The organism is Agromyces excoecariae (genome assembly GCF_051715505.1).
Lineage (GTDB): Bacteria > Actinomycetota > Actinomycetes > Actinomycetales > Microbacteriaceae > Agromyces.
This window is the reverse complement of record NZ_JBPSLA010000001.1, coordinates 933,079-957,252: the sequence shown is the minus strand read 5'-3', so window position 1 is coordinate 957,252 and position 24,174 is coordinate 933,079. Positions and strand designations below refer to the sequence as shown.

Sequence of the window (24,174 nt, the reverse complement as noted above, 5' to 3'; positions counted from 1 at the left end):
CGGAACCCCCGCAGCGTGCGCTGCGGGGGTTCCGGGTGCGGGGTGCGCGGGGCTACTTCGCCTCGGCGGCCTCGGTCTCCTCGGCGGGGGCCTCGGCCGACTCCTCCGACGCCTCGGCGCCGGCGGCCTCGTCGACCGCGGCCTCGGCCTCGGTCACCTCGGCCTCGGGGGTCTCGGCGGGGGTCTCCTCGGCGGGAGCCTCGTCGGCGGTCGCGGCGGCGGGCTTCGCGGCGCGCTGCTTCGGCTGGACCGGCTCGAGCACGAGCTCGATCACGGCCATGGGGGCGTTGTCGCCCTTGCGGTTGCCGATCTTCGTGATGCGGGTGTAACCGCCGTCACGGTCGGAGACCTGCGGGGCGATGACCGCGAACAGCTCGTGCACGACCGACTTGTCGCCGATCACGGCGAGCACGCGACGGCGCGCGTGCAGGTCGCCGCGCTTGGCGAAGGTCACCAGGCGCTCGGCGAACGGACGAAGGCGCTTGGCCTTGGTCTCGGTCGTGGTGATCCGCTTGTGCGTGAACAGCGCAGCGGCGAGGTTCGCGAGCAGCAGGCGCTCGTGCGCGGGTCCGCCTCCGAGGCGGGGGCCCTTGGTGGGCTTCGGCATGGTTCGTTATCTCCAGTGGTGTGGGGTTGGTGCGGCCCGTGGCCTGCTAGTTCTCGTCGTCGAAGCCCGTGTAGAAGTGGGCGCCGTCGAAGCCGGGGACCGAGTCCTTGAGCGAGAGGCCCATCTCGGTGAGCTTGTCCTTGACCTCGTCGACCGACTTCTGGCCGAAGTTGCGGATGTTCATCAGCTGCGACTCCGACAGTGCCACGAGCTCGGACACCGTGTTGATGCCCTCGCGCTTGAGGCAGTTGTAGGAGCGGACCGACAGGTCGAGGTCCTCGATCGGGATCGACAGCTCGCTCGAGAGCACGGCGTCGACCGGCGCGGGGCCGATCTCGATGCCCTCGGCGGCGCTGTTGAGCTCGCGCGCGAGGCCGAACAGCTCGACGAGCGTGCGGCCGGCCGACGCGATGGCGTCGCGCGGCGAGATGGCCTGCTTCGTCTCGACGTCGACCACGAGGCGGTCGAAGTCGGTGCGCTCGCCGGCACGGGTGGCCTCGACGCGGTAGGTGACCTTCAGGACCGGCGAGTAGATCGAGTCGACCGGGATCTGGCCGGCCTCGGAGTACTCGTTGCGGTTCTGGCTGGCCGAGACGTAGCCGCGGCCGCGCTCGATCGTGAGCTCGAGCTCGAACTTCGCCGAGTCGTTGAGCGTCGCGATGACCAGCTCGGGGTTGTGCACCTCGACGCCCGCGGGAGCGGAGATGTCGGCGGCGGTGACCTCACCGGAGCCCTGCTTGCGCAGGTATGCGGTGATGGGCTCGTCGTGCTCGCTGGAGACGACCAGGTTCTTGATGTTGAGGATGATCTCGGTGACATCCTCCTTCACGCCCGGGACGGTCGAGAACTCGTGGAGCACGCCGTCGATGCGGATGCTCGTCACGGCGGCGCCGGGGATCGAGGAGAGGAGGGTGCGACGGAGCGAGTTCCCCAGGGTGTAACCGAAGCCCGGCTCGAGGGGCTCGATCACGAAACGCGAACGGAACTCCGAGATGTTCTCTTCGGTGAGCGTCGGACGCTGTGCGATCAGCACGGTGTGATTCCTTTCGGCAGGGTGTCCGCTATATGACACCTGCGAGTTCGAGGATCTTGAGTTGTTGAGAGAACGGTGACCCGGTGGTCGAGTAGCGCCCGGCGCGGCCGGGCGCGTATCGAGACCGTGCGATCTCGATACGGCCCGCGGCCTACTCGATCACCGGGAACGGAGCGTCAGACGCGGCGGCGCTTCGGCGGGCGGCAGCCGTTGTGCGCCTGGGGCGTCACGTCGTTGATGCTGCCGACCTCGAGGCCCGCGGCCTGGAGCGAGCGGATCGCGGTCTCGCGGCCCGAACCCGGGCCCTTGACGAAGACGTCGACCTTCTTCATGCCGTGCTCCTGCGCCTGGCGCGCTGCCGACTCGGCGGCGAGCTGCGCGGCGAACGGGGTCGACTTGCGCGAGCCCTTGAAGCCGACGCCACCGGAGGAGGCCCAGCTGATCACGGCACCGGTCGTGTCGGTGATCGACACGATGGTGTTGTTGAACGTCGACTTGATGTGGGCCTGGCCCACGGCGATGTTCTTCTTTTCCTTCTTGCGCGGCTTGCGAGTAGCCGCCTTGGGTGCTGCCATTGTCGAAATCTCCTAGATCTTGGCGCGAGCGGTTACTTGCGGCCGGGCTTCTTCTTGCCGGCGACGGTGCGCTTCGGGCCCTTGCGGGTACGAGCGTTGGTCTTGGTGCGCTGACCACGGACCGGGAGGCCGCGGCGGTGGCGGATGCCCTCGTAGGAGCCGATCTCGACCTTGCGGCGGATGTCGGCGGCGACCTCGCGGCGGAGGTCGCCCTCGACCTTGTAGGTCCCCTCGATGTGGTCGCGGAGCGCGACGAGCTGCTCGTCGCTGAGGTCCTTGACGCGGATGTTCCCGTCGATGCCGGTCGCGGTGAGCGTCTCCAGCGCGCGGGTACGACCGACGCCGTAGATGTAGGTCAGTGCGATCTCCACGCGCTTCTCGCGCGGGATGTCGACTCCTGCCAGACGTGCCATGGTGGCTTCTCCTGTTGGATGTGTGGAGGTGTGGAGCACTTCCGGTGCCTCGGCCTCCGTCCGAGGGTGTCCCCCGCGCCCCTGGGGCGCGGGTTCATGGAAGTGCCGGTATGAAGTTGCGTCGGCGCGGGACTAGCCCTGGCGCTGCTTGTGGCGCGGGTTCTCGCAGATCACCATGACGCGGCCGTGGCGGCGGATGACCTTGCACTTGTCGCAGATGCGCTTGACGCTGGGGTTGACCTTCACAGTCGTTGTTCCTTTTTTCGCTGTCCTCGTACCCGCGGGGTGCCGCGGGTCGTTACTTTCCGACAGGCCCTACTTGTATCGGTAGACGATGCGGCCGCGGGTCAGGTCGTACGGGCTCAGCTCCACGATCACGCGGTCCTCGGGGAGGATGCGGATGTAGTGCTGGCGCATCTTTCCGGAGATGTGGGCGAGCACCTTGTGCCCGTTGGTCAGCTCCACCCGGAACATCGCGTTCGGGAGTGCCTCGATGACCGAGCCTTCGATCTCGATGACGCCGTCTTTCTTGGCCATAGCCTCACTATCGCTTGGAGTTTGGGTTGTCGGTCGTGCGATGATGATGCACACCCCGACATGGCCCATCGGGCATGCCGAAGCGGGCGTGCAAAACACCAAGGGTCAACTATAGGCGAATCGCTCCCGATTCGCCAGTCGGGCCGCGTGTCAGCTTGCGGTGCGGCGTACGACGACCTCGACGAGGGCCTCGTGCAGCGGATGTCCGGGCTCGATGCCGCACACTTCGCGCACGAACGTCGGCGCGGCATCCGTTCGCAGCCGCTCCTGCAGCTCGACGCTCTCCGGGTCTGCCGGCACGTCGAATCCCAGCGCCGCCTCCACGGCGGCGAGGAGTCCGTCGACCGGGAGCCCGCGCTCGGCGAGTTCCGCCGCGGGCGCGATGAAGCGCTCCCGGCGCGAGAGCTTCCGCAGCGGCTGGCGCCCGACGCGCTCGACCGTGTCGGGCAGCGCCTCGTTGCGGAAGCGCCCCAGGATCACCTCGCGGTACTCCGCCATCTCGCCCTCGCCGAATCCGTGCTTGGCCACGATGAGCGACGAGGTCTCGTGGAGCACCTGCTCGACGCGCCCGGCGACGGACGGGTCGGCGAGGGCCTCGGCGATGCGGGTGTGCCCGGCGAGGAAACCGAAGTACGCCGTCGACGCGTGCCCGGTGTTCACCGTGAACAGCTTCCGCTCGATGTAGGGCCCGAGGCGATCGACGAAGTGCGCCCCGGGGATGACGGGCGGCGCGTCGCCGAACGGCGGCTCCTCGATCGCCCACTCGGAGAAGGTCTCGACCGTGACGTCGAGCCCGGCGTCGGCGGGCTGGCCGGGCACGATCCGGTCGACCGCGGTGTTCGCGAACACGGCGCGGCGCTCCAGTTCCAGCCACTCGTCGGGTCCGGCGAGGTGCCGGGTCTCGTCGCGCAGCAGGCTGGTGGCGTCGATCGCGTTCTCGCACGCCATGACGGCGAGCGGTGGCGCGTCGGGCGATCGATCGCGGAGCGCCTGGAGCACGTGCGGCGCGATGAACCGCAGGATGTTCGGGCCGACGGCCGTGGTGAGCACGTCGGCGTCGGCGAGCTCGGCGGCGAGGGCAGCGGCATCCGACTGGGAGTTGATCGCACGGTACCGGTCGACCACGAGGTCGCGCGCGCCGACGCCGACCTCGTGGACGATGTACCGATCGGATGCCGCGAGCGCGTCGATCAGCTCGGCGTTCACGTCGGCGAAGACGACCTCGTAACCGGCGTCGTGCAGCAGCAGCCCGATGAAGCCGCGGCCGATGTTGCCGGCGCCGAAGTGGATGGCCTTCACGACTCGTTCACCTCGGAGAGCAGGGCGACGAGCTCGTCGGACGAGCCGGCGGCGAGGAGCTTGCCGACCTCGTCCTCGTCGGAGAAGATGATCGCGATCTTCGACAGGATCTCGAGGTGCTCGTCGCCGATTCCCGCGATGCCGACGACGAACCGCGCCTGCTCGCCGCCCCAGTCGACGGGGTCGTCGTAGCGGATGAACGAGAGCGCGGAGCGCAGGATCTGGTCCTTGGCCTCGTTGGTGCCGTGGGGGATGGCGAGCCAGTTGCCCATGTAGGTCGACACGCTGCCCTCGCGCTCGAGCATCGAGTCGACGTATTCCGGACGGACCGCGCCCGCCTCGACGAGGATCGCGCCCGCGGCGCGGATCGCCTCCTCGCGGCTCGCGGCGGCCGGGGCCAGGCGGACGTCGCCCGGCGACAGGATCTGATCGGTCATGGGTGCTCCCTCTTCCTCTATCGCGTCATCGTCATGGTCGTGTCGTATCGTCTCGCGGTCCGCGGCGTTCGGATGACGCGGCCGCCCGAGTCGCGATCACCGCGTGATGCGGGACCGCGACCCGGGCGTCGCGTCATCCGGTGGAGGTCGTCAGCGGACGCCCTCCGACTCGAGCAGGTTCACGATCTCGTCGTACTTCGGCGAGTTCATGAAGTTCTCGACCGACACGTGCAGCGCGCTCGGCGACTGCAGCCTCGCCCGCTCGGTCAGGTCCTGGTGCGTGATGACCAGGTCGACGTCGTCGGTCAGGTTGGCGATCGCCTTGTTGGTGACCGTCACGCTGTCGATGCCCGCCTTCTTGATCTTGTTCCGCAGGACCGTCGCCCCCATCGCACTCGAACCCATGCCCGCGTCGCAGGCGAAGATGATCGAGTGGATCGGCTTGTGCTCGAACGCGGCCTGCTCGCCCTCGGAGATGAGCCCGGCCCCGGCGGCGACGCCACCGGCCTGGAGGCCGGAGAGCACGCCCGATTCCTTGCCCTTGTTGGCCTGGGTCTGCGCGATCGCCGCCGAGAGGTCGCCCGCGTTCTCCTTCTCGAGGTCGCGCTTGCGGCTCGCCCGGAGGATGATCGCGGAGATCACGAACGAGACCGTCGCCGCGAGGACCACGGAGAGGATGACGCCGACGTAGCTGTCGGACGCGGTCTGGAGCAGCACCGCGAAGATGCTGCCCGGCGCGGCCGGCGCGCGCAGGCCGCTCGAGAACACCACGTTCGTCGCCACGCCGGTCATGCCGCCCGCGATCGCCGCGATGATGAGCAGCGGCTTCATCAGCACGTACGGGAAGTAGATCTCGTGGATGCCGCCCAGGAACTGGATGATGATCGCGCCCGGCGCGCTCGCCCGGGCGAGGCCCACGCCGAAGATCGCGAACGCGAGCAGGATGCCGAGGCCGGGGCCGGGGTTCGCCTCGATGAGGAACAGGATCGACTTGCCGGTCTCCTCGGACTGCTGCACGCCGAGCGGCGTGAACACGCCGTGGTTGATGGCGTTGTTCAGGAACAGCACCTTGCCGGGCTCGACGAGGATCGACACCAGCGGCAGCAGTCCCGCGAGGACCAGCCAGTTCACCGCGGCCTCGAGGCCGTTGCTCACGGCCTCGACGGCCGGCGCGAACGCGTAGAAGCCGACGAGCGCGAGCAGCATGCCGACGATGCCGGCGGAGAAGTTGTTGACCAGCATCTCGAAGCCGGCCTTGATCTTCCCCTCCCACAGGCGGTCGATCTGCTTCATGACCCAGGCGGCGAGCGGGCCCATGATCATCGCTCCGATGAACATCGGGATGCCCGCGCCCACGATCACGCCGACGGTCGCGATGGTGCCGACGACGCCGCCACGGGTGTCGTAGACCATGCGGCCGCCCATGTTCGCGATGAGCAGCGGCAGCAGGTAGGTGATCATCGGGCCGACGAGGCCGATGTTCTCCGTGCCGTCGGGACTCGGGAATCCGCCGATCTCGGGGATCGGGAACGGCCCGACCTGGATGAACAGCGCGGTGATGAATCCCCAGGCGATGAATGCCGCGATGTTCGGCATGATCATGCCGCTGAGGAAGGTTCCGAAGCGCTGGACGGCGACTCGGGCTCCCCCGGGTCGCTTCGCCTCAGCTGACGTCGTCGTCATGATGCCTCCAGTGCTGGGTCACGGCACGGTCGTGCCGGTGGGGGTGGGTGCGGATTCGGCGGCCTCTCTCGCCGCCTGCTTCGCCTCGGCCGCTCCCTCTGCGGCCAGGGCTGCCCGGGCGATGCGCTCGGCATCCTCCCGGGTGTACCGCGCGAGGGAGGCGCGGACGTCTGCGAGTGCCGATGGGGACATCGACAGCGTGGTGGCGCCGAGGCCGACGAGCACCACGGCGAGGAGCGGATCGGCGGCGGCCTCGCCGCAGATGCCGACGGGCTTGCCGAGCCGGGCGCCGGCGGCGCCGACCTCGGCCACGAGGCGCAGCACGGCCGGCGCCCACGGGTCCTGCAGGTTCGCGACGGTTCCGAGCAGCCGGTCGGCGGCCATCGTGTACTGCGTGAGGTCGTTCGTGCCGATCGACGCGAAGTCGGCGACCCCGAGCACGCGGTCGGCGATGAGCGCCGCCGACGGCGTCTCGACCATCACGCCGGCGGTCTTCAGGCCCAACTCGCGGCACAGGTCGGTGAAGTAGCGCGTCTCGTCCACGGTCGCGATCATCGGCGCCATGACCCAGAGGTCGGCGTCGGTCGCGGCGTCGGCCGCGGCGAGGGCGGTCAGCTGCTCGCGAAGGATCACCTCGGCGTGGCGGAGCGCGCGGATGCCGCGGAGCCCGAGCGCCGGGTTCTCCTCCTCGGCGTCGTTGAGGAACGCGAGCGGCTTGTCGGCGCCGGCGTCGAGCACGCGGACCACGACCTTCCTCCCCGGGAACGCCGCGAGCAGGCGCGTGTACTGGTCCTGCTGCTCGCTGACGCTCGGTGCGCGGTCGGCATCGAGGAAGAGGAACTCGGTGCGGAACAGCCCGACGCCCTCGGCACCGAGTTCGACCGCTCCGGCCGCACCGTCGGCCGAACCGAGGTTCGCGAGGAGGGGCACGGCCGTGCCGTCGGCGAGCGCGCCCGGCGTGATCGGCGCCGCCGCGCGCGCGGCGCGCTCGGCGATGCGCTCCTTGGCCGCTGCGACGGCGTCGGCGTCGGGCGCCTGGACGACGAGGTCGTTCTCGGCGTCGACGATCACGGTGTCGCCGTCGGCCAGGGCCGAGGCATCCGCCGCCCCGACGACCGCGACGATGGACTTCTCGCGGGCGAGGATCGCGGTGTGCGAGGTCGGACCGCCGTCGATCGTGATGAGGCCGAGCACCTGGGTGAGGTCGAGGAGCGCCGTGTCGGCCGGTGCGAGATCACGGGCGACGAGCACGAACGGGTGACCCGGGTTCGGAACGCCCGGCGCGGGCACCTTCAAGAGGTGCGCGACCACGCGCTGCGACACGTCGTCGAGGTCGGCAGCACGTTCGCCCATGTAGCCGCCCATCGACGACAGCAGGTCTCGGAACGCGGCGAACGCCTCGAACACGGCGCGCTCGGCGGTCTTGCCGTCCGCGAGCCGCTTGACGACGTCCTCCATGAGGGTCGGGTCCTCGGCCATCATCGCCTGGGCCTCGAGCACGTCCTGTGCGGCCCCGCCCGCCTGGGCGCCCTTGCGCTGCAGGTCGTCGGCGACGACCGAGACCGACGCTCGGGCGCGCTCCTCCTCGCGGGCCGGATCGAGGTGGCTCGGTCGGTCCACCGGTTCCGGCAGCCGCTCCGCCATCCGTACGACCGGACCGACGGCCACGCCCTGGCCGATGCCGGTGCCTCTGAACTCCATCACTCGCCCTCCCCGTTCGGTTCGATGGGCGACGGACGCCTCGGGCTATTCGTCGTGATCGGTGCTGAGCAGCTCGACGAGCTCGTCGAGCACGCGCTGCTCGTCGCCGCCGTCGACGGCCACGGTGACCTCGTCGCCGTGGTCGATGCCCTGCGCGATGACGGCGAGGATGCTCGCAGCGTTGACGGGAGCGCCTCCCGACTTCGCGATCGTGACGCTGGCCCCCGATGCCGCAGCGGCCTGCGTGAAGAGCTTGGCCGGCCTGGCGTGCAGTCCGTGGCTCGATCCGACTCGAACAGTGCGCTCCACCATGTCTCCGGCCTCCGTCGCTGGTGTCCGTTCCCGTGATCACCATAGACCCGTGCGTTCGCGCAGGGAACGGGGTTGCGCGGCGTGGGCGGGTTCATGCTCGGGCTCCGATGATCGCGATCGCGAGGTCGAGCGCGGCGTCGCCGTCGAGCGCTCGGGTCTCGTCTGGCAGCACGGCGACGGGCACGGATGCCGCAGCCGCGAGCTGCTCGAGCGAACCGAGCCGGGGGACGAGATGGACCCCCACGAGCAGGGCGTCGGCGCCCTCCAGCGCATCGTGGAGCGTCTGCTCGCCCGCCGCGCGCACGTCGACCGTCATGCCCCGCGCCTCGGCCGCCCGGCGGATGCGCAGCGCGGCGAAGGTGCTCGACGCACCCGCTCCGCACACCACGACGATCCGCATCTTCGGCCTCCTCGCCGAGCCTGGCCCGGTCCTCTTCGATCGGTCACGGCGGATGCCGCGAACATCCCGAGTCTGCTCCGGTCGCGGGCTGCGCCGCCAACAGATCGGCTTCCGGACCCCCGGAAGATGCGTCGCATCCGCTCCCCCGACCGACCGGCAGGTGGTTGACTGGGCTGCACCCGCCCGGCGACCGTGCGCACCGAGGCGGCGACGATCGGAGCGGACCGCGTGCCGGAGAACTGGGAGCGCCTCGTCGAGGCACTCGCCGACGACGACGTCGCCGTGACGGCGGCCCGGCTCGCCGACCGCCTCGGGGTGTCCGACCGGACCGTCCGCTCCTACGCCGCCCAGGCGAACCGCACGGGCGAGGTCATCGTCGAGTCCGGGCCCGACGGATACCGGCTCGATCGGGCGGCGTGGGCGCGGCTCCTGCACGCCCGCTCGGAGGCCGCGGATGCCACGCCGGACGGCCGGCGCGCCCGCCTCATCCGCGACCTCGTCGACGCGCCCGACGGCCTCGACGTGCACGAGGTGGCCTCGAGGGCGCACGTGAGCGACTCCACGATCGAGGCCGACCTCGGGAGGGTCCGGGCCCGGCTGCAGGGCACGGGCCTCAGCCTCGCACGCGACGGCAGCCGCGTGCGGATCGCGGGCCCCGAGACGGCGATGCGCCGGCTCCTCGGCTCGCTCGTCCGCGAAGAGGGGCGACGCGGCATCCGCGACCTCTCGTCGCTGCGAGCCGGGTTCCCGTCGATGGACGGGTTCCGCGCCAGCCTGGTCTCCGGCCTCCGCGACGCGGGGTACGCACCGAACGAGTACGCGCTCGACGACGTGCTCCTGCACGTCGCGATCGCGCTCGACCGCGTCGGTCGCGATCGCGTGCTCGCCGGATCGGTCGACCCTGCGACCTCACCCCCGACGCCGGCGCCACCGGGCTCGCCCGACGCGGACTCCGTCGAGGGAGCACCCCCTGCGGCCTCCGCGCTCGAGTCCCTGTCCGCCATCCTCGATCGACTCGTCCGCGACGGGTTCGACGTGCGACTCCCGCCGGCCGAGCTCGATCACCTCGCACGACTCGTCGGCTCGCGCGTGGCGACGCTCCAGCAGGGCCCGGCACGCGAGGCCGTGGTCCGCGAGATCATCGCGCGCATCTCGCAGGAGTGGCTCGTCGAACTCGGCGACGACCGGTTCATCGAGCGCCTCGCGATGCATGTCGAGAACCTCGCCGCGCGTGCCGCCGAGCAGAGCTACTCGCGGAACCCGCTGACCTCGTCCATCAAGTCCGCCTACCCCCTGATCTACGACCTCGCCGTCCACCTCGCCAGCGAACTGGCGCGGCTGGAGGGCATCACCGTGAACGACGACGAGATCGCGTACCTCGCGATGCACCTCGGGGCGCAGCTCGAGCGAACGCGATCGCGAGGCGACGTGGTGCGCGTCGCCGTCGACGTCCCCGAGTACCACGACGCCCGCGCGCTGCTCGTCGATCGGCTCCGCGGGGCGCTCGGCGACGAGGCCGAACTCGTCGACGGCGACCTCGCGGAGGCGGACCTGGTGGTCGCGGTGCTCCCACCGGATTCGCCCCTGCCCGCGGTGGTGATCGTCGCGCCGTTCCCGACCCCCGACGACGTCGATCGCGTGCGTGCCGAGGTCGCGCGGCTGCGTCGCGGTCGCCGACGCGCCCGGCTCGCCTCGACGCTCTCGCACTCGATCGGCCCCGACCTGTTCGTGCGGGGCGTGGGCGGCCGCGACCGCGAGGCGGTGATCCGGTTGCTCGGCGACCGGCTGATCGACGCCGGCGTCGTCGACGACGCGTACGTCGAGGGCGCCCTCGAACGCGAGCGCATGTCGTCCACCGCGTTCACCGACCTCCTCGCGGTGCCGCACGCCATGACGATGACGGCCACCCGGAGCGCCATCGCCATCGCGATCGACGAGCACGCGATCGAGTGGGGCGAGGCGAACGTCCACGTCGTCGCGCTCATCGCCTTCGCCGAGGACGGCCGGGCCGAGTTCCAGTCCGTCTTCGACCAGTTCGTCGAGGCCTTCTCCGAGCCCGAGAACGTGCGGCGGCTCGTCCGCGGCGCCACCGACTACCCCGGCCTCCTGACCGAGCTGTCCGGCCTCATGTCGACCTGACGGATGCCGCGCCGCGGCCGATCACGCGATCGGCACCGGCCGCACGCCGAACGGTGCGAGTCCGTCCGCACCGCCGTCGGGCGCGGTGAGCACCCAGATGCCGCCGGCGTGCACGGCCACGCTGTGCTCGACATGCGCGCCGTCGCCGCCGTCGGCCGTCGCCACGGTCCAGCCGTCGTCGCGCACGAACGTCGCCGCGTCGCCGGAGGTGATCATCGGCTCGATGGCGACCACGAGCCCCGGCCTCACCCGCGGTCCGCGGCCCCGGACCGCGTGGTTGTAGACCGACGGGTCCTCGTGCATCGCTCGGCCGATGCCGTGACCGCCGAAGCCTTCGAGGATCCCGTAGTCTCCGGACGCCTCGACCGAGGCCTCGATCGCCTCGCCGACCTCGTTCAGGTGCCGAGCCGACGCGAGCGCGGCGATGCCCGCCCACAGCGACCGCTCCGCCGCCGCGGCGAGCTGCCGTCGCGCGAGCACCACGTCGGGGCGCTCCGGATCCGGCAGGACCACGGTGAACGCGGCGTCGCCGTTCCAGCCGCCGATCTCGGCTCCGCCGTCGACCGAGACGATGTCACCGGGACGGAACGGCCGGTCGCCCGGGATGCCGTGCACGACGTCGTCGTCGACCGACACGCAGAGCGCATGCCGGTACCCGGGGACGAGGCGGAAGTTCGACCGCCCACCGTGCTCGCGGATCACCTCATCGGCGGCGGCATCGAGGTCGAGGGGGGTCGCTCCGACGACGAGCCGTTCACGTGCCGCCGTGAGGAGCGCCGCGGTCGCCTCGCCGGCGGGCACCATTGCGCGCAGCTCGGCCGGCGTCTTGAGCTTCAGGCGGCCGAACACGTGGCGCGCCGGTTACGCGGCGCCCACCGCAGCGCCGTCGCCGTTCGGCTGGAGGCCGCGCTCGGCGAGGGCCGCGAAGATGCGCCCGGTGACGTCCTCGAGCGTGCCGACGCCGTCGACGCGAACGACCAGGCCGTGCTCGCGGTACACCTCGAGGATCGGAGCGGTCTCGCGCTCGTAGATCGCGAGGCGGTTCGCGATGACCTCCTCGGTGTCATCCGTCCGGCCCTGGTCGATCGCACGCTGGCGCAGCCGCGTGATCGACTCCTCGCGCGGGACCACGAGCTCGATGACCGCGTCGAGCGATTCGCCGCGGCCGGCGAGGAAGCCCTCGAGGTCGTCGACCTGGCCGCGGTTGCGCGGGTACCCGTCGAGGAGGAAGCCGCGTGCGGCGTCATCCTGCTGGAGGCGATCGCGGACCAGCTCGCTGGTCAGCTCGTCGGGCACCAGGTCTCCGGCCTCGATGATCGCCTGGACGCGCTTGCCGAGCTCGGTGCCGCCCTTCACGTTCTCGCGGAAGATGTCGCCAGTGGCGACCTGCGGGACGCCGAACGCCTCGGCGACGAGGACGCCCTGGGTGCCCTTGCCGGAGCCCTGGGGGCCGACGATGAGGAATCGGGCGGAGGGAGCTTGCGTCATCGGAGGAGTCCTTCGTAGTGGCGCTGCTGAAGCTGGGCGTCGATCTGCTTCACGGTCTCGAGGCCCACGCCGACGATGATCAGGATCGAAGCGCCGCCGAACGGGAAGTTCTGGTTCGCGCCGAACCACGAGAACGCGATGAGCGGCAGCAACGCGATGAGGCCGAGGTAGATCGAGCCGGGGAGCGTGATGCGGGTGAGCACGTAGTCGAGGTACTCGGCGGTCGGTCGGCCGGCCCGGATGCCGGGGATGAAGCCGCCGTACTTCTTCATGTTCTCGGCCACCTCGTCGGGGTTGAACGTGATCGCCACGTAGAAGTACGTGAACCCGACGATGAGGAGGAAGTACAGGAGCATGTAGAGCGGGTGGTCGCCCTTGGTGAGGTAGTTCGTGATCCAGACGACCCACGGCTGCGGCTCCTCGCCGGCAGCGGGCTGGTTGAACTGGGCGATGAGCGCCGGCAGGTAGAGCAGCGACGACGCGAAGATCACCGGCACGACGCCGGCCATGTTCACCTTGATCGGGATGTACGTGTTGTTGCCGCCGTAGGTCCGGCGTCCGACCATCCGCTTGGCGTACTGGACCGGCACGCGGCGCTGCGACTGCTCGACGAACACCACGGCGACCACGACCAGCAGGCCGATGCCGAGGACGAGCGCGAACACGTCCCAGCCGCGCGCGACGCCGATCGCCCAGAGGGAGGTCGGGAAGGTCGCGGCGATCGAGGTGAAGATGAGCAGCGACATGCCGTTGCCGACGCCGCGCTCGGTCACGAGCTCGCCGAGCCACATGATGAGGCCGGTGCCGGCGGTCATCGTCACGACCATGAGCAGGATCGCGTACCAGGCGTCGTTCGTGATGAGCTGCGAGCACGACGGGTCGGAGTTCGCGGGGAACAGCGCGCCGGAGCGGGCCACCGTGATGAGCGTCGTCGACTGGAGGACGCCGAGGGCGATCGTCAGGTAGCGCGTGTACTGCGTCAGACGCGCCTGGCCGGCCTGGCCCTCCTTGTAGAGGGTCTCGAAGTGAGGGATGACCACGCGCAGCAGCTGCACGATGATCGACGCCGTGATGTACGGCATGATGCCGAGCGCGAAGATCGACAGCTGGAGGAGCGCGCCGCCCGAGAACAGGTTGACGAGCTCGTAGAGGCCCGAAGCGCCCTGGTTCGCCGCAAGACACTGCTGGACGTTGCCGAAGTCCACGAACGGCGCCGGGATGAACGAGCCGAGGCGGAACAGGGCGATGATGCCCAGCGTGAAACCGATCTTCCGGCGAAGGTCGGGGGTGCGGAAGATCCGCCCGATGGCGTTGAACACTCGTCCTCCTGTTACTGACGCCGCAGTCAGTATGAATGCGGCTCGAGCCTGTCGAGACCCCCGTGAATCATACGCGAGGTCCCGACAGGCTCGAATTCCGTGTGTGGTGCAGCGGCCTCTACTTGACCGAGCCGCCGGCGGCGACGATCTTCTGCTCTGCGGAGCCGGAGACCTTGTCGACCTCGACGTTGAGCTTCACCTGGATGTCGCCGTTGCCGAGCACCTTGACGCGCTCGTTCTTGCGGACGGCACCCTTGGCCACCAGGTCGGCGACGGTGACGTCGCCGCCCTTCGGGTAGAGCTCGGCGAGCTTGTCCAGGTTGACCACCTGGTACTCGACGCGGAACGGGTTCTTGAAGCCGCGGAGCTTCGGCGCACGCATGTGGTACGGAAGCTGGCCACCCTCGAAGCCGGGGCGGATGTTGTTGCGGGCCTTCGAACCCTTGGTGCCGCGACCGGCGGTCTTGCCCTTCGAGCCCTCACCGCGACCGACGCGGGTCCTGTCCTTCTTGGCACCCGGCGCCGGGCGCAGGTGGTGCACCTTGAGCACCGGCTCGCGCACGACGTCCTCGGACTCCTTCTTGGCCGGGGCCTTCTTCGCCGGGGCCTTCTTCGCGGGAGCCTTCTCGGCCTTCGCGTCGTCGGCCTTGGCGGCGGCGGCCTTGGCCGGAGCCTTCTTCTCGGCGGCCGGCTTGGCGGCGGCCTTCTTCGCGGGAGCCTTCTTCGGGGTCTCCTCGGCGGCGACGTCCTTCGTCTCGTCAGCCATTAGTCGATCTCCTCAACCGTCACGAGGTGGGCGACCGTCTTCACGTAGCCGCGCACCTGGGGGGTGTCCTCGCGCACGACGCTCTGGCCGATCTTCTTCAGACCGAGGCTGCGCAGCGTGTCGCGCTGGTTCTGCTTCTCGCTCACCTTGGACTTGACCTGGGTCACCTTGAGCTGCTTGGCCATCAGGCACCTGCCTTCGCTGCTGCGGCGGCCTCGGCCGCCTGGGCCTCGGCACGCAGCAGACGGGCGGGCGCGACCTCGTCGTAGTCGAGACCACGACGGGCGGCGACGGCGCGCGGCTCCTCGAGCTGCTTCAGCGCCTCGACCGTGGCGTGCACGATGTTGATGGTGTTCGACGAACCGAGCGACTTGCTCAGCACGTCGTGGATGCCGGCGCACTCGAGCACGGCGCGGACCGGACCACCGGCGATGACACCGGTACCGGGGCCGGCCGGACGCAGGAGCACCACACCGGCGGCTGCCTCGCCCTGCACGGGGTGCGGGATCGACGAACCGACGCGCGGGACGCGGAAGAAGTTCTTCTTCGCCTCCTCGACGCCCTTCGAGATCGCGGTCGGCACCTCGCGCGCCTTGCCGTAGCCGACGCCGACGAGGCCGTTGCCGTCGCCCACGACGACGAGCGCCGTGAAGCTGAAGCGACGGCCGCCCTTGACGACCTTCGACACGCGGTTGATGGTGACGACGCGCTCGAGGAACTGGCTCTTCTCGGCGTCGCGCTCGCGACGGTCGCGGCCCTGGCCGCGGTCGCGGCCGCCGCGGCGGCCCTCGCGCTCGTTGCGCGGCGGCTCCGAGGAAGCTGCCGTCTCGACGGGTGCCTCTGCGGCCACCTCGGTCTCCTTCACAGTGTTCTCGCTCACAGGCTCAGCCCTGCCTCTCGCGCTCCGTCGGCGATCGCGGCGACGCGACCGGCGTACTTGTTGCCGCCGCGGTCGAACACGACCGAGTCGATGCCGGCCTGCTTCGCACGCTCGGCGACGAGTTCGCCGACCTTCTTCGCCTTGGCGGTCTTGTCACCCTCGAACGCGCGGAGGTCGGCCTCCATGGTCGAGGCGGATGCCACGGTGTGGCCCTTGCTGTCGTCGACGACCTGCACGAAGACGTGGCGGGCCGAACGCGTCACCACGAGACGGGGACGCAGCTCGGTGCCGACGATCTTCTTGCGAAGCCGGGTGTGGCGGCGCGAACGCGCAGCCGACTTGCTCTTGACGGCCATGATTACTTACCAGCCTTTCCGGCCTTGCGACGCACGACCTCGCCGGCGTAGCGGATGCCCTTGCCCTTGTAGGGCTCGGGCTTCTTGATCTTGCGGATGTTGGCGGCGGTCTCACCGACGGCCTGCTTCGAGATGCCCGAGACGGTGATCTTGTTGTTGCCCTCGACCGTCAGCGTGATGCCGACGGGCGGCTCGACGGTGACCGGGTGCGAGAAGCCGAGCGCGAACTCGACCGCGCTGCCCTTCTGCGCCACGCGGTAACCGGTGCCGACGATCTCGAGGCCCTTCGAGTAGCCCTGGGTGACGCCGACGATGTCGTTGGCGATGAGGGTACGCGTGAGGCCGTGCAGCGCACGCGAGGCGCGCTCGTCGTCGGGGCGCGTGACGAGGACCTGGTTGTCCTCGATCTTGACCTCGATGGGCTGCGCCACGGTGAGTGCGAGCTCGCCCTTCGGGCCCTTCACGGTGACGGCGCGGCCGTCCACCTTGACGTCGACACCGGCGGGGATGTCGATGGGAAGTCGTCCGATTCGTGACATGGAACTACCACACGTAGGCGAGGACTTCCCCACCCACGCCCTTCTTCTCGGCCTGGCGGTCGGTGAGCAGACCGCTGGAAGTGGACAGGATCGCGACGCCGAGGCCGCCGAGCACCTTGGGGATCTCGGTCGACTTCGCGTACACGCGAAGGCCGGGCTTGGACACCCGCTTGATGCCCGCGATCGAACGCTCGCGGTTGGGGCCGAACTTGAGCTGCAGCGTGAGCGTCTTGCCCACGCGCGCGTCGGCGATCTCGAAGCCCGAGATGTAGCCCTCGGACTTGAGGATCTCGGCGATGTGCCCCTTGAGCTTGGAGTGCGGCATCGACACGGTGTCGTGGTGCGCGGAGTTGGCGTTGCGCAGGCGCGTCAGCATGTCAGCGACCGGGTCGGTCATCGTCATGACAATGGTTCCTTACGTTCACCAGGTTTCAGGACCCGTTACACGGGGACTGACCTGTGGTGGTGGCGGCACGCGGTTGCGAACCGCCGGATGCCGGTGCCGGCGGGGCCTCGGATGGCTCCGAGACCCGCCGGCGCTGGCACAAACTCGTAGAGTCTACTACGAACTACTGGGCGGACTCGTTCGACTTGAACGGGAAGCCGAGCGCCTTGAGCAGCGCGCGACCCTCCTCGTCGGTCTTGGCGGTGGTCACCACGGTGATGTCCATGCCGCGGACGCGGTCGATCTTGTCCTGGTCGATCTCGTGGAACACGGACTGCTCCGTGAGACCGAAGGTGTAGTTGCCGGTGCCGTCGAACTGCTGGTCCGAGAGGCCGCGGAAGTCGCGGATCCGGGGCAGCGCGAGCGCGAGCAGGCGGTCGAGGAACTCCCACATCCGGTCGCCGCGCAGCGTGACGTGCGCGCCGATCGGCTGGCCCTCGCGCAGCTTGAACTGCGCGATGGACTTGCGGGCCTTGGTGACCTGCGGCTTCTGACCGGTGATCTTCGTGAGGTCGGCGATGGCACCGTCGATGACCTTGCCATCGCGTGCGGCCTCGCCGACGCCCATGTTGACGACGATCTTCACGAGGCCGGGGACCTGGTGCGGGTTGGTGTACCCGTTCGCCTCGGTCAGGGCCTTGGTGATGTCGCTCTGGTACTTCTGCTTGAGGCGCGGCTGGATCTTGCCAGCCGGCGCGGCAGTCGCGGTGTCAGTCATTACAGGTCCTTACCTGACTTCTTGGCGTAGCGGACGCGGACCGTCTTCTCGACGCCGTCCTTGGTGACCGTCTCGGTGCGGAAGCCGACGCGGGTCGGCTTCTTCGTCTCGGGGTCGACGATCGCGACGTTCGACACGTGGATCGGGGCCTCGTGGGTCTCGATGCCGCCGGTCTTGGAGCCGCGCTGGGTCTGGCCGACGCGCACGTGCTTGGTGACGTAGTTGACGCCCTCCACCACGACGCGGTTCTGGTCGACCAGGACCTCGATGACGCGACCCTGCTTGCCGCGGTCGCCGCCGCGAGCCTGGCTGCGGCCCGAGATGACCTCGACGAGGTCGCCCTTCTTGATCTTGGCCATGGTTACAGCACCTCCGGCGCCAGCGAGATGATCTTCATGAACTTCTTGTCGCGAAGCTCCCGACCGACCGGCCCGAAGATGCGGGTGCCACGGGGGTCACCGTCGTTCTTGAGGATCACCGCGGCGTTCTCGTCGAACTTGATGTAGGAGCCGTCGGGACGACGGGTCTCCTTCACGGTGCGGACGATGACGGCCTTGACCACATCGCCCTTCTTCACGTTGCCGCCCGGGATCGCGTCCTTGACGGTGGCGACGATGACGTCGCCGAGACCCGCGTAGCGGCGGCTGGAGCCGCCGAGCACGCGGATGGTGAGCAGCTCCTTGGCGCCCGTGTTGTCGGCGACCTTGAGCCGGGATTCCTGCTGAATCACTTCGTACTCCTTCTGGGAAGCAAGCCCGGGGGCTTACTTGGCCTTCTCGACGATCTCGACCAGGCGCCAGCGCTTGGTGGCGCTGAGCGGGCGGGTCTCGGAGATCACGACGAGGTCGCCGATGCCGGCGCTGTTCTGCTCGTCGTGCGCCTTGACCTTCGACGTACGGCGGATGACCTTGCCGTACAGCGGGTGCTTCACGCGGTCCTCGACCTCGACGACGATGGTCTTCTCCATCTTGTCGCTGACGACGTACCCGCGACGGACCTTGCGGTACCCGCGGACGAGCTCGGCCGTCTCGGCGACCTCGGCCGCAGCCTTCTTGGTCTCAGCCATGATCAGGCCTCCTTCGTCTCGGCCTCGGTCGCCTCAGCGGCCTTGGCCTTCTTCGTCTTCTTCGCAGGCGCTGCGGGCGCCTCGACCGGCGCGGGCGTGGCACGGATGCCGAGCTCGCGCTCACGGATGACCGTGTAGATGCGGGCGATGTCGCGCTTGACGGCCTTCAGGCGGCCGTGGCTCTCGAGCTGGCCCGTGGCCGACTGGAAGCGGAGGTTGAACAGCTCCTCCTTGGCCTTCTTCAGCTCGTCGACGAGACGCTCGTCCTCGAAGGTGTCGAGCTCGGTCACAGCGAGCTCCTTGGAACCGACGGCCATTATGCGTCGCCCTCCTCGCGCTTGATGATGCGTGCCTTGAGGGGCAGCTTGTGGATTGCACGGGTCATGGCCTCGCGAGCGAGCTGCTCGGAGACGCCCGAGACCTCGAAGAGGACCCGGCCCGGCTTGACGTTGGCGACCCACCACTCGGGCGAACCCTTACCGGAACCCATGCGGGTCTCGGCGGGCTTCTTCGTGAGCGGACGGTCGGGGTAGATGTTGATCCACACCTTGCCGCCGCGCTTGATGTGACGCGTCATGGCGATACGAGCGGACTCGATCTGACGGTTGGTCACGTAGGCGGGGCTCAGGGCCTGGATGCCGTACTCGCCGAAGGAGACCTTCGTGCCGCCGGTGGCCTGGCCCGAACGGCCGGGGTGGTGCTGCTTGCGGTACTTGACTCGACGGGGAATCAACATGGTTATGCCTCAACTCCTGCTGCGGCCGACTCCTGCGCACGGGGCGCACGACGACGGTCGTTACGGTCACGCGACGGCTTCTGGGCGGCCTGCTCGCGGGCGAGCTCCTTGTTGGTGATGTCGCCCTTGTAGATCCACACCTTCACGCCGATGCGGCCGAACGTGGTCTTGGCCTCGTAGAAGCCGTAGTCGATGTTCGCGCGGAGCGTGTGCAGCGGCACCCGACCCTCGCGGTAGAACTCCGAGCGGCTCATCTCGGCGCCGCCGAGGCGACCCGAGACCTGGATGCGGACACCCTTGGCGCCGGCGCGCTGCGCACCCTGCAGGCCCTTGCGCATCGCGCGGCGGAAGGCCACGCGGGCGGAGAGCTGCTCGGCGATGCCCTGCGCGACGAGCTGGGCGTCGGCCTCGGGGTTCTTCACCTCGAGGATGTTGAGCTGGATCTGCTTGCCGGTGAGCTTCTCGAGGTCGGCGCGGATGCGCTCGGCCTCGGCGCCGCGGCGGCCGATCACGATACCCGGACGAGCCGTGTGGATGTCCACGCGGACGCGGTCGCGGGTGCGCTCGATCTCGATGCGGGAGACGCCCGCACGGTCGAGCGACGTCTGGAGCAGGCGACGGATCTTGACGTCCTCGGCGAGGTAGTCGGCGTAGCGCTGTCCGGGCTTCGTCGAGTCGGAGAACCACCGCGACACGTGGTCGGTGGTGATGCCGAGACGGAAGCCGTACGGGTTTACCTTCTGACCCATTACTTCGTACCCTCCTCGGGCGTGCCGAGCACGATGGTGATGTGGCTCGTGCGCTTGTTGATGCGGAAGGCACGACCCTGCGCGCGCGGCTGGAAACGCTTGAGGGTGGTGCCCTCGTCGACGTAAGCCGTCTTCACGTAGAGGTCCTGCTCGTCCAGGTAGGTGTTCGTGGCATCGGCCTTGACGCGAGCGTTCGCGATGGCCGAAGCGACGAGCTTGTACACCGGCTCGCTCGCACCCTGCGGGGCGAACTTCAGGATGGCCAGGGCCTCCTGTGCCTGCTTGCCGCGGATCAGGTTGACGACGCGGCGGGCCTTCATGGGGGTCACGCGGATGTGACGCACGCGGGCGATCGACTCCACCATTTCTCTCCTCCTTCACGCCACCGCGTCAGCGGCGGCGGCCCTTCTTGTCGTCCTTCACGTGTCCACGGAAGGTGCGGGTGGGCGCGAACTCGCCGAGCTTGTGGCCCACCATGGTCTCGGTGACGAACACCGGGATGTGCTTGCGGCCGTCGTGCACGGCGATCGTGTGGCCGAGCATGGCCGGGACGATCATCGAGCGACGCGACCACGTCTTGATGACGTTCTTGGAACCCGCTTCGTTCTGCGAGGCGACCTTGCGAAGCAGGTGCTCGTCGACGAAGGGGCCCTTCTTGAGGCTGCGAGGCATCTTCTCTTACTCCTACTTGCGCTTCTTGCCGACGGTGCGACGACGGACGATGAGCTTGTCGCTCTCCTTGTTGGGGCGACGGGTGCGTCCCTCGGGCTGACCCCACGGGCTGACCGGGTGGCGACCACCGGAGGTCTTGCCCTCACCACCACCGTGCGGGTGGTCGATCGGGTTCATCGCGACACCGCGGACGGTCGGGCGCACGCCCTTCCAGCGCATGCGGCCGGCCTTGCCCCAGTTGATGTTCGACTGCTCGGCGTTGCCGACCTCGCCGACGGTCGCGCGGCAGCGCGCGTCGACGTTGCGGATCTCGCCCGACGGCAGGCGGAGCTGCGCGTAGGGGCCGTCCTTCGCGACCAGGCGCACCGAGGCGCCGGCCGAACGCGCCATCTTCGCGCCGCCGCCGGGACGGAGCTCGATGGCGTGGATGACCGTACCGGTCGGGATGTTGCGCAGCGGCAGGTTGTTGCCGGGCTTGATGTCGGCGCTCGGGCCCGACTCCACGAGGTCACCCTGCGCCAGCTTGGCCGGGGCCAGGATGTAGCGCTTGGTGCCGTCCGCGAAGTGCAGCAGCGCGATGCGCGCCGTGCGGTTCGGGTCGTACTCGATGTGCGCGACCTTGGCGGGCACGCCGTCCTTGTCGTTGCGACGGAAGTCGATGACACGGTACTGGCGCTTGTGGCCTCCGCCGACGTGGCGGGTGGTGATGCGGCCCTGGTTGTTGCGACCACCGGACTTCGAGAGCGGGCGGAGCAGCGACTTCTCGGGCGTCGAGCGCGTGATCTCGGCGAAGTCGGCGACCGACGAACCGCGACGACCCGGGGTCGTGGGCTTGTACTTGCGAATAGCCATAGTGAGGTTCCTCTGCTCCTTAGCCGACGTTCGTGAAGATGTCGATCGAGCCGGACTTGAGGGTGACGATCGCGCGCTTGGTGTCCTTGCGCTTGCCCATGCCGAAGCGGGTGCGACGCGTCTTGCCCTGACGGTTGAGGGTGTTGATCGATGCGACCTGGACGTTGAAGATCTTCTCGATGGCGAGCTTGATCTCGGTCTTGTTCGAGCGCGGGTCCACGATGAACGTGTACTTGCCCTCGTCGATCAGGTTGTAGCTCTTCTCCGAGACCACCGGCGCGATGATGATGTCGCGGGGGTCCTTGTTGTGCGCGGCGCTCATGCGGAGACCTCTTCCTTCTTCGCCTGCTTCGCGGCGACGAACGCCTCGAGCGCGGCCTTGCTGAAGACGATGTCGTCGGAGACGAGCACGTCGTAGGCGTTCAGCTGGTCGACCGGCAGGACGTGCACGGTCGGGATGTTGCGGACCGCACGCTCCGAGAGCTCCTCGTCGCGGGTGAGCACGACGAGCTGGTGCCGCGACGGAGCGACCGAGGCGAGGAGCGCGACGGCGTCCTTCGTCTTCGGGGCCTCACCGTTGGCGAGCGACTCGACCGCGTGGATGCGGCCGCCGCGAGCGCGGTCGGAGAGCGCGCCGAGCAGGGCGGCGGCGATCATCTTCTTGGGGGTGCGCTGCGAGTAGTCGCGCGGCTGCGGGCCGTGGACGACGCCACCGCCGGTCATGTGCGGCGCGCGGATCGAGCCCTGGCGGGCGCGGCCCGTGCCCTTCTGCTTGAAGGGCTTGCGGCCGGCGCCGGAGACCTCGCCGCGGGTCTTGGTCTTGTGCGTGCCCTGGCGCGCGGCGGCGAGCTGGGCGACGACGACCTGGTGGATCAGCGGCACGTTGGTCTGCACGTCGAAGAGCTCGGCGGGCAGCTCGATCGAGCCGGACTTCTTGCCGGTGACGTCGAGGACGTCGATGGTGGCAGCGGTAGCCATCTCAGGCTCCCTTCACAGCGTTGCGGACGAACACGAGACGACCGCGAGCACCGGGAACCGCGCCCTTGACGAGCAGCAGGCCCTTCTCGGCGTCGACGGCGTGCACGCGGAGGTTCAGGACGGTGACGCGCTCGCCACCCATGCGGCCGGCCATGCGCATGCCCTTGAAGACACGGCTCGGGGTCGACGACGCGCCGATCGAACCGGGCTTGCGGTGGTTGCGGTGGGCACCGTGCGACGCGGAGACGCCCGCGAAGTTGTGGCGCTTCATGACACCGGCGAAGCCCTTGCCCTTCGACGTGCCGACGACGTCGACCAGCTGGCCGGCCTCGAAGGTGCCGTCGACGGTGAGCTCCTGGCCGAGCGCGTAGTCCGCGGCGTCGGCGGTGCGCACCTCGGTCACGTGGCGGCGCGGCGTGACGCCGGCGGCCTCGAAGTGACCGGTGAGGGGCTTGGTGACCTTGCGGGGGTCGATGGCGCCCGCGGCGATCTGGACGGCCGCGTAGCCGTCGCGCTCCGGGGTGCGGAGCTGGGTGACCACGTTGGGGGCGATCTCGATGACGGTGACCGGGATGAGCTTGTTGTTCTCGTCCCACACCTGGGTCATGCCGAGCTTGGTGCCGAGCAGACCCTTCACGGTCTTTGCAGTGGTGGACATGTCGTACCTCAGAGCTTGATCTCGATGTTGACGTCGGCCGGAAGGTCGAGACGCATGAGCGAGTCGACGGCCTTGGGCGTCGGGTCCACGATGTCGATCAGTCGCTTGTGCGTGCGCATCTCGAAGTGCTCGCGGCTGTCCTTGTACTTGTGGGGCGAACGGATGACGCACACCACGTTCTTCTCGGTCGGAAGCGGCACGGGGCCGACGACCGTGGCGCCCGCGCGGGTCACCGTGTCGACGATCTTGCGCGCCGAGGTGTCGATGACCTCGTGGTCATACGACTTCAGTCGAATGCGGATCTTCTGTCCCGCCATTGCTGACTCTCTCTCTGTCAAGGCGTCTTACCCCTTCCGAGGGCATCGGACGCCGCGTAGCCACTTCGTGTGAAGCACCACTGTTCTTCTGTCAAAGGCCGCTGATCGAGCCTGTCGAAACCACCCCGCGTCGCGGTGGTCTCGACACGCTCGACCTTCGAGCCCCAACCGGCCCCCGCGCTCGGGCGTGTCGCACTCGCGAAAACGGGCATGGGGCATCCCATGCTCGAAGGGTGGTGGTCGGTTGTGTGTCCTGCTGCCCGCGGCCTAGCCTGACCCGTGGGGCTCCGTGGAGCTTCCGGTGGCTATGCACTGCCTGGCAGTGATCCGATCGGAGCGCAGCAAGGCACGCCGTTCGAAATGTTGAACTCAACGAGTTTGCCACATGGCGGCCCATCCGTGCAACCCGGGCGTGTCGCGGCGGAGCGGCTCACCGGATCCTCCCAGTCAAGCGGATGCCGCGGCATCCGTCGTCGTGGTGGAATCGGTGCACGACACG

The 24,174-nt window shown here is 69.2% G+C and carries 36 protein-coding genes; 1 reads left to right on the top strand and 35 read right to left on the bottom strand.

Features of this window, described 5'->3' with window-relative positions:
• Nucleotides 1–52: 52 nt before the first annotated feature.
• The 12 genes from rplQ to ACSJD1_RS04460 all read right to left on the bottom strand — a co-directional run bounded on the left by rplQ (nt 53) and on the right by ACSJD1_RS04460 (nt 8,997).
• Nucleotides 53–607: a 50S ribosomal protein L17 gene (gene rplQ, locus ACSJD1_RS04515; protein ID WP_438854088.1), complete on the bottom strand. Its 555-nt coding sequence runs from the start codon at nt 605–607 to the stop codon at nt 53–55.
• Nucleotides 608–653: 46 nt separating this feature from the next.
• A complete protein-coding gene (locus ACSJD1_RS04510; protein WP_166548728.1) occupies nt 654–1,640 on the bottom strand; it encodes a DNA-directed RNA polymerase subunit alpha in 987 nt (328 codons plus the stop codon).
• Nucleotides 1,641–1,816: 176 nt separating this feature from the next.
• Nucleotides 1,817–2,215 (bottom strand): 30S ribosomal protein S11, encoded by a 399-nt coding sequence (rpsK, locus tag ACSJD1_RS04505; RefSeq protein WP_092668574.1) that lies wholly within the window; start codon nt 2,213–2,215, stop codon nt 1,817–1,819.
• 32 nt (nt 2,216–2,247) lie between these two features.
• Complete coding sequence (gene rpsM, locus ACSJD1_RS04500; protein ID WP_400996166.1) at nt 2,248–2,628, bottom strand: 30S ribosomal protein S13; 381 nt, start codon at nt 2,626–2,628, stop codon at nt 2,248–2,250.
• Between the two features lie 132 nt (nt 2,629–2,760).
• Nucleotides 2,761–2,874, bottom strand: coding sequence for a 50S ribosomal protein L36 (gene rpmJ, locus ACSJD1_RS04495; protein ID WP_056734976.1), 114 nt, complete (start codon nt 2,872–2,874; stop codon nt 2,761–2,763).
• A gap of 69 nt (nt 2,875–2,943) precedes the next feature.
• Nucleotides 2,944–3,165 (bottom strand): translation initiation factor IF-1, encoded by a 222-nt coding sequence (infA, locus tag ACSJD1_RS04490; RefSeq protein WP_011186713.1) that lies wholly within the window; start codon nt 3,163–3,165, stop codon nt 2,944–2,946.
• Between the two features lie 150 nt (nt 3,166–3,315).
• Nucleotides 3,316–4,464, bottom strand: coding sequence for a mannitol-1-phosphate 5-dehydrogenase (locus ACSJD1_RS04485; protein WP_438854087.1), 1,149 nt, complete (start codon nt 4,462–4,464; stop codon nt 3,316–3,318).
• The gene (locus ACSJD1_RS04480) at nt 4,461–4,901 is read right to left on the bottom strand and encodes a PTS sugar transporter subunit IIA (RefSeq protein WP_438854086.1); all 441 of its coding nucleotides are present in this window, start codon (nt 4,899–4,901) and stop codon (nt 4,461–4,463) included. Before ACSJD1_RS04480 ends, ACSJD1_RS04485 begins: the two co-directional genes overlap by 4 nt.
• Nucleotides 4,902–5,051: 150 nt before the next feature.
• A complete protein-coding gene (locus tag ACSJD1_RS04475; RefSeq protein WP_438854085.1) occupies nt 5,052–6,584 on the bottom strand; it encodes a PTS mannitol transporter subunit IICB in 1,533 nt (510 codons plus the stop codon).
• 18 nt (nt 6,585–6,602) lie between these two features.
• The gene (gene ptsP, locus ACSJD1_RS04470; RefSeq protein WP_438854126.1) at nt 6,603–8,285 is read right to left on the bottom strand and encodes a phosphoenolpyruvate--protein phosphotransferase; all 1,683 of its coding nucleotides are present in this window, start codon (nt 8,283–8,285) and stop codon (nt 6,603–6,605) included.
• Between the two features lie 45 nt (nt 8,286–8,330).
• Nucleotides 8,331–8,597, bottom strand: a complete 267-nt coding sequence (locus ACSJD1_RS04465) for an HPr family phosphocarrier protein (RefSeq protein ID WP_438854084.1) — start codon at nt 8,595–8,597, stop codon at nt 8,331–8,333.
• A 91-nt stretch (nt 8,598–8,688) separates the two neighbouring features.
• A complete protein-coding gene (locus tag ACSJD1_RS04460; protein ID WP_438854083.1) occupies nt 8,689–8,997 on the bottom strand; it encodes a PTS sugar transporter subunit IIB in 309 nt (102 codons plus the stop codon).
• 228 nt (nt 8,998–9,225) lie between these two features.
• Between ACSJD1_RS04460 and ACSJD1_RS04455 the strand changes: the two genes are divergently transcribed.
• Entirely contained in the window at nt 9,226–11,136 is a 1,911-nt protein-coding gene (locus tag ACSJD1_RS04455) for a BglG family transcription antiterminator (protein WP_438854082.1), read from the top strand.
• A gap of 21 nt (nt 11,137–11,157) precedes the next feature.
• Here the strand turns inward: ACSJD1_RS04455 and map are convergent, their stop codons facing one another.
• The 23 genes from map to rpsJ all read right to left on the bottom strand — a co-directional run bounded on the left by map (nt 11,158) and on the right by rpsJ (nt 23,675).
• A complete protein-coding gene (gene map, locus ACSJD1_RS04450; protein WP_438854081.1) occupies nt 11,158–11,985 on the bottom strand; it encodes a type I methionyl aminopeptidase in 828 nt (275 codons plus the stop codon).
• A gap of 12 nt (nt 11,986–11,997) precedes the next feature.
• Entirely contained in the window at nt 11,998–12,624 is a 627-nt protein-coding gene (locus tag ACSJD1_RS04445) for an adenylate kinase (protein ID WP_438854080.1), read from the bottom strand.
• Nucleotides 12,621–13,943 carry a preprotein translocase subunit SecY gene (secY, locus tag ACSJD1_RS04440; RefSeq protein WP_438854079.1) on the bottom strand — a complete coding sequence of 441 codons (1,323 nt, stop codon included), beginning with the start codon at nt 13,941–13,943 and terminating at the stop codon, nt 12,621–12,623. Before secY ends, ACSJD1_RS04445 begins: the two co-directional genes overlap by 4 nt.
• Before the next feature lie 118 nt (nt 13,944–14,061).
• On the bottom strand, nt 14,062–14,709 hold the full coding sequence (gene rplO / locus ACSJD1_RS04435) for a 50S ribosomal protein L15 (protein ID WP_438854078.1): 648 nt from the start codon (nt 14,707–14,709) through the stop codon (nt 14,062–14,064).
• Nucleotides 14,709–14,894 (bottom strand): 50S ribosomal protein L30, encoded by a 186-nt coding sequence (rpmD, locus tag ACSJD1_RS04430; RefSeq protein WP_155052802.1) that lies wholly within the window; start codon nt 14,892–14,894, stop codon nt 14,709–14,711. The genes rplO and rpmD overlap by 1 nt, the downstream gene beginning before the upstream one ends.
• Entirely contained in the window at nt 14,894–15,589 is a 696-nt protein-coding gene (gene rpsE / locus ACSJD1_RS04425) for a 30S ribosomal protein S5 (RefSeq protein ID WP_400996194.1), read from the bottom strand. The genes rpmD and rpsE overlap by 1 nt, the downstream gene beginning before the upstream one ends.
• Nucleotides 15,586–15,945: a 50S ribosomal protein L18 gene (rplR, locus tag ACSJD1_RS04420; protein ID WP_155052801.1), complete on the bottom strand. Its 360-nt coding sequence runs from the start codon at nt 15,943–15,945 to the stop codon at nt 15,586–15,588. Before rplR ends, rpsE begins: the two co-directional genes overlap by 4 nt.
• 2 nt (nt 15,946–15,947) lie before the next feature.
• Nucleotides 15,948–16,484 carry a 50S ribosomal protein L6 gene (gene rplF / locus ACSJD1_RS04415; protein ID WP_438854077.1) on the bottom strand — a complete coding sequence of 179 codons (537 nt, stop codon included), beginning with the start codon at nt 16,482–16,484 and terminating at the stop codon, nt 15,948–15,950.
• A gap of 4 nt (nt 16,485–16,488) precedes the next feature.
• The gene (rpsH, locus tag ACSJD1_RS04410) at nt 16,489–16,887 is read right to left on the bottom strand and encodes a 30S ribosomal protein S8 (RefSeq protein WP_400996200.1); all 399 of its coding nucleotides are present in this window, start codon (nt 16,885–16,887) and stop codon (nt 16,489–16,491) included.
• 166 nt (nt 16,888–17,053) lie between these two features.
• Entirely contained in the window at nt 17,054–17,647 is a 594-nt protein-coding gene (gene rplE / locus ACSJD1_RS04405; RefSeq protein WP_438854076.1) for a 50S ribosomal protein L5, read from the bottom strand.
• The gene (gene rplX / locus ACSJD1_RS04400; RefSeq protein ID WP_129233340.1) at nt 17,647–18,006 is read right to left on the bottom strand and encodes a 50S ribosomal protein L24; all 360 of its coding nucleotides are present in this window, start codon (nt 18,004–18,006) and stop codon (nt 17,647–17,649) included. The genes rplE and rplX overlap by 1 nt, the downstream gene beginning before the upstream one ends.
• Nucleotides 18,007–18,008: 2 nt before the next feature.
• Nucleotides 18,009–18,377: a 50S ribosomal protein L14 gene (gene rplN, locus ACSJD1_RS04395; protein ID WP_129233339.1), complete on the bottom strand. Its 369-nt coding sequence runs from the start codon at nt 18,375–18,377 to the stop codon at nt 18,009–18,011.
• A gap of 33 nt (nt 18,378–18,410) precedes the next feature.
• Nucleotides 18,411–18,713, bottom strand: a complete 303-nt coding sequence (rpsQ, locus tag ACSJD1_RS04390; RefSeq protein ID WP_438854075.1) for a 30S ribosomal protein S17 — start codon at nt 18,711–18,713, stop codon at nt 18,411–18,413.
• 2 nt (nt 18,714–18,715) lie between these two features.
• Nucleotides 18,716–19,030 (bottom strand): 50S ribosomal protein L29, encoded by a 315-nt coding sequence (rpmC, locus tag ACSJD1_RS04385; RefSeq protein ID WP_430647863.1) that lies wholly within the window; start codon nt 19,028–19,030, stop codon nt 18,716–18,718.
• Nucleotides 19,030–19,449: a 50S ribosomal protein L16 gene (rplP, locus tag ACSJD1_RS04380; RefSeq protein WP_155052795.1), complete on the bottom strand. Its 420-nt coding sequence runs from the start codon at nt 19,447–19,449 to the stop codon at nt 19,030–19,032. The genes rpmC and rplP overlap by 1 nt, the downstream gene beginning before the upstream one ends.
• A 2-nt stretch (nt 19,450–19,451) precedes the next feature.
• Complete coding sequence (rpsC, locus tag ACSJD1_RS04375) at nt 19,452–20,198, bottom strand: 30S ribosomal protein S3 (protein ID WP_438854074.1); 747 nt, start codon at nt 20,196–20,198, stop codon at nt 19,452–19,454.
• Nucleotides 20,198–20,563, bottom strand: coding sequence for a 50S ribosomal protein L22 (gene rplV, locus ACSJD1_RS04370; RefSeq protein ID WP_154346541.1), 366 nt, complete (start codon nt 20,561–20,563; stop codon nt 20,198–20,200). The genes rpsC and rplV overlap by 1 nt, the downstream gene beginning before the upstream one ends.
• 25 nt (nt 20,564–20,588) lie before the next feature.
• Complete coding sequence (gene rpsS / locus ACSJD1_RS04365; RefSeq protein ID WP_155052793.1) at nt 20,589–20,870, bottom strand: 30S ribosomal protein S19; 282 nt, start codon at nt 20,868–20,870, stop codon at nt 20,589–20,591.
• A 12-nt stretch (nt 20,871–20,882) separates the two neighbouring features.
• On the bottom strand, nt 20,883–21,722 hold the full coding sequence (rplB, locus tag ACSJD1_RS04360; protein ID WP_438854073.1) for a 50S ribosomal protein L2: 840 nt from the start codon (nt 21,720–21,722) through the stop codon (nt 20,883–20,885).
• A gap of 19 nt (nt 21,723–21,741) precedes the next feature.
• Nucleotides 21,742–22,044: a 50S ribosomal protein L23 gene (gene rplW, locus ACSJD1_RS04355; protein ID WP_155052791.1), complete on the bottom strand. Its 303-nt coding sequence runs from the start codon at nt 22,042–22,044 to the stop codon at nt 21,742–21,744.
• The gene (rplD, locus tag ACSJD1_RS04350) at nt 22,041–22,700 is read right to left on the bottom strand and encodes a 50S ribosomal protein L4 (protein WP_438854072.1); all 660 of its coding nucleotides are present in this window, start codon (nt 22,698–22,700) and stop codon (nt 22,041–22,043) included. The genes rplW and rplD overlap by 4 nt, the downstream gene beginning before the upstream one ends.
• 1 nt (nt 22,701) lies before the next feature.
• Nucleotides 22,702–23,358, bottom strand: coding sequence for a 50S ribosomal protein L3 (gene rplC / locus ACSJD1_RS04345; RefSeq protein WP_438854071.1), 657 nt, complete (start codon nt 23,356–23,358; stop codon nt 22,702–22,704).
• 8 nt (nt 23,359–23,366) lie between these two features.
• On the bottom strand, nt 23,367–23,675 hold the full coding sequence (rpsJ, locus tag ACSJD1_RS04340; protein WP_017201594.1) for a 30S ribosomal protein S10: 309 nt from the start codon (nt 23,673–23,675) through the stop codon (nt 23,367–23,369).
• Between the last annotated feature and the right edge of the window lie 499 nt (nt 23,676–24,174).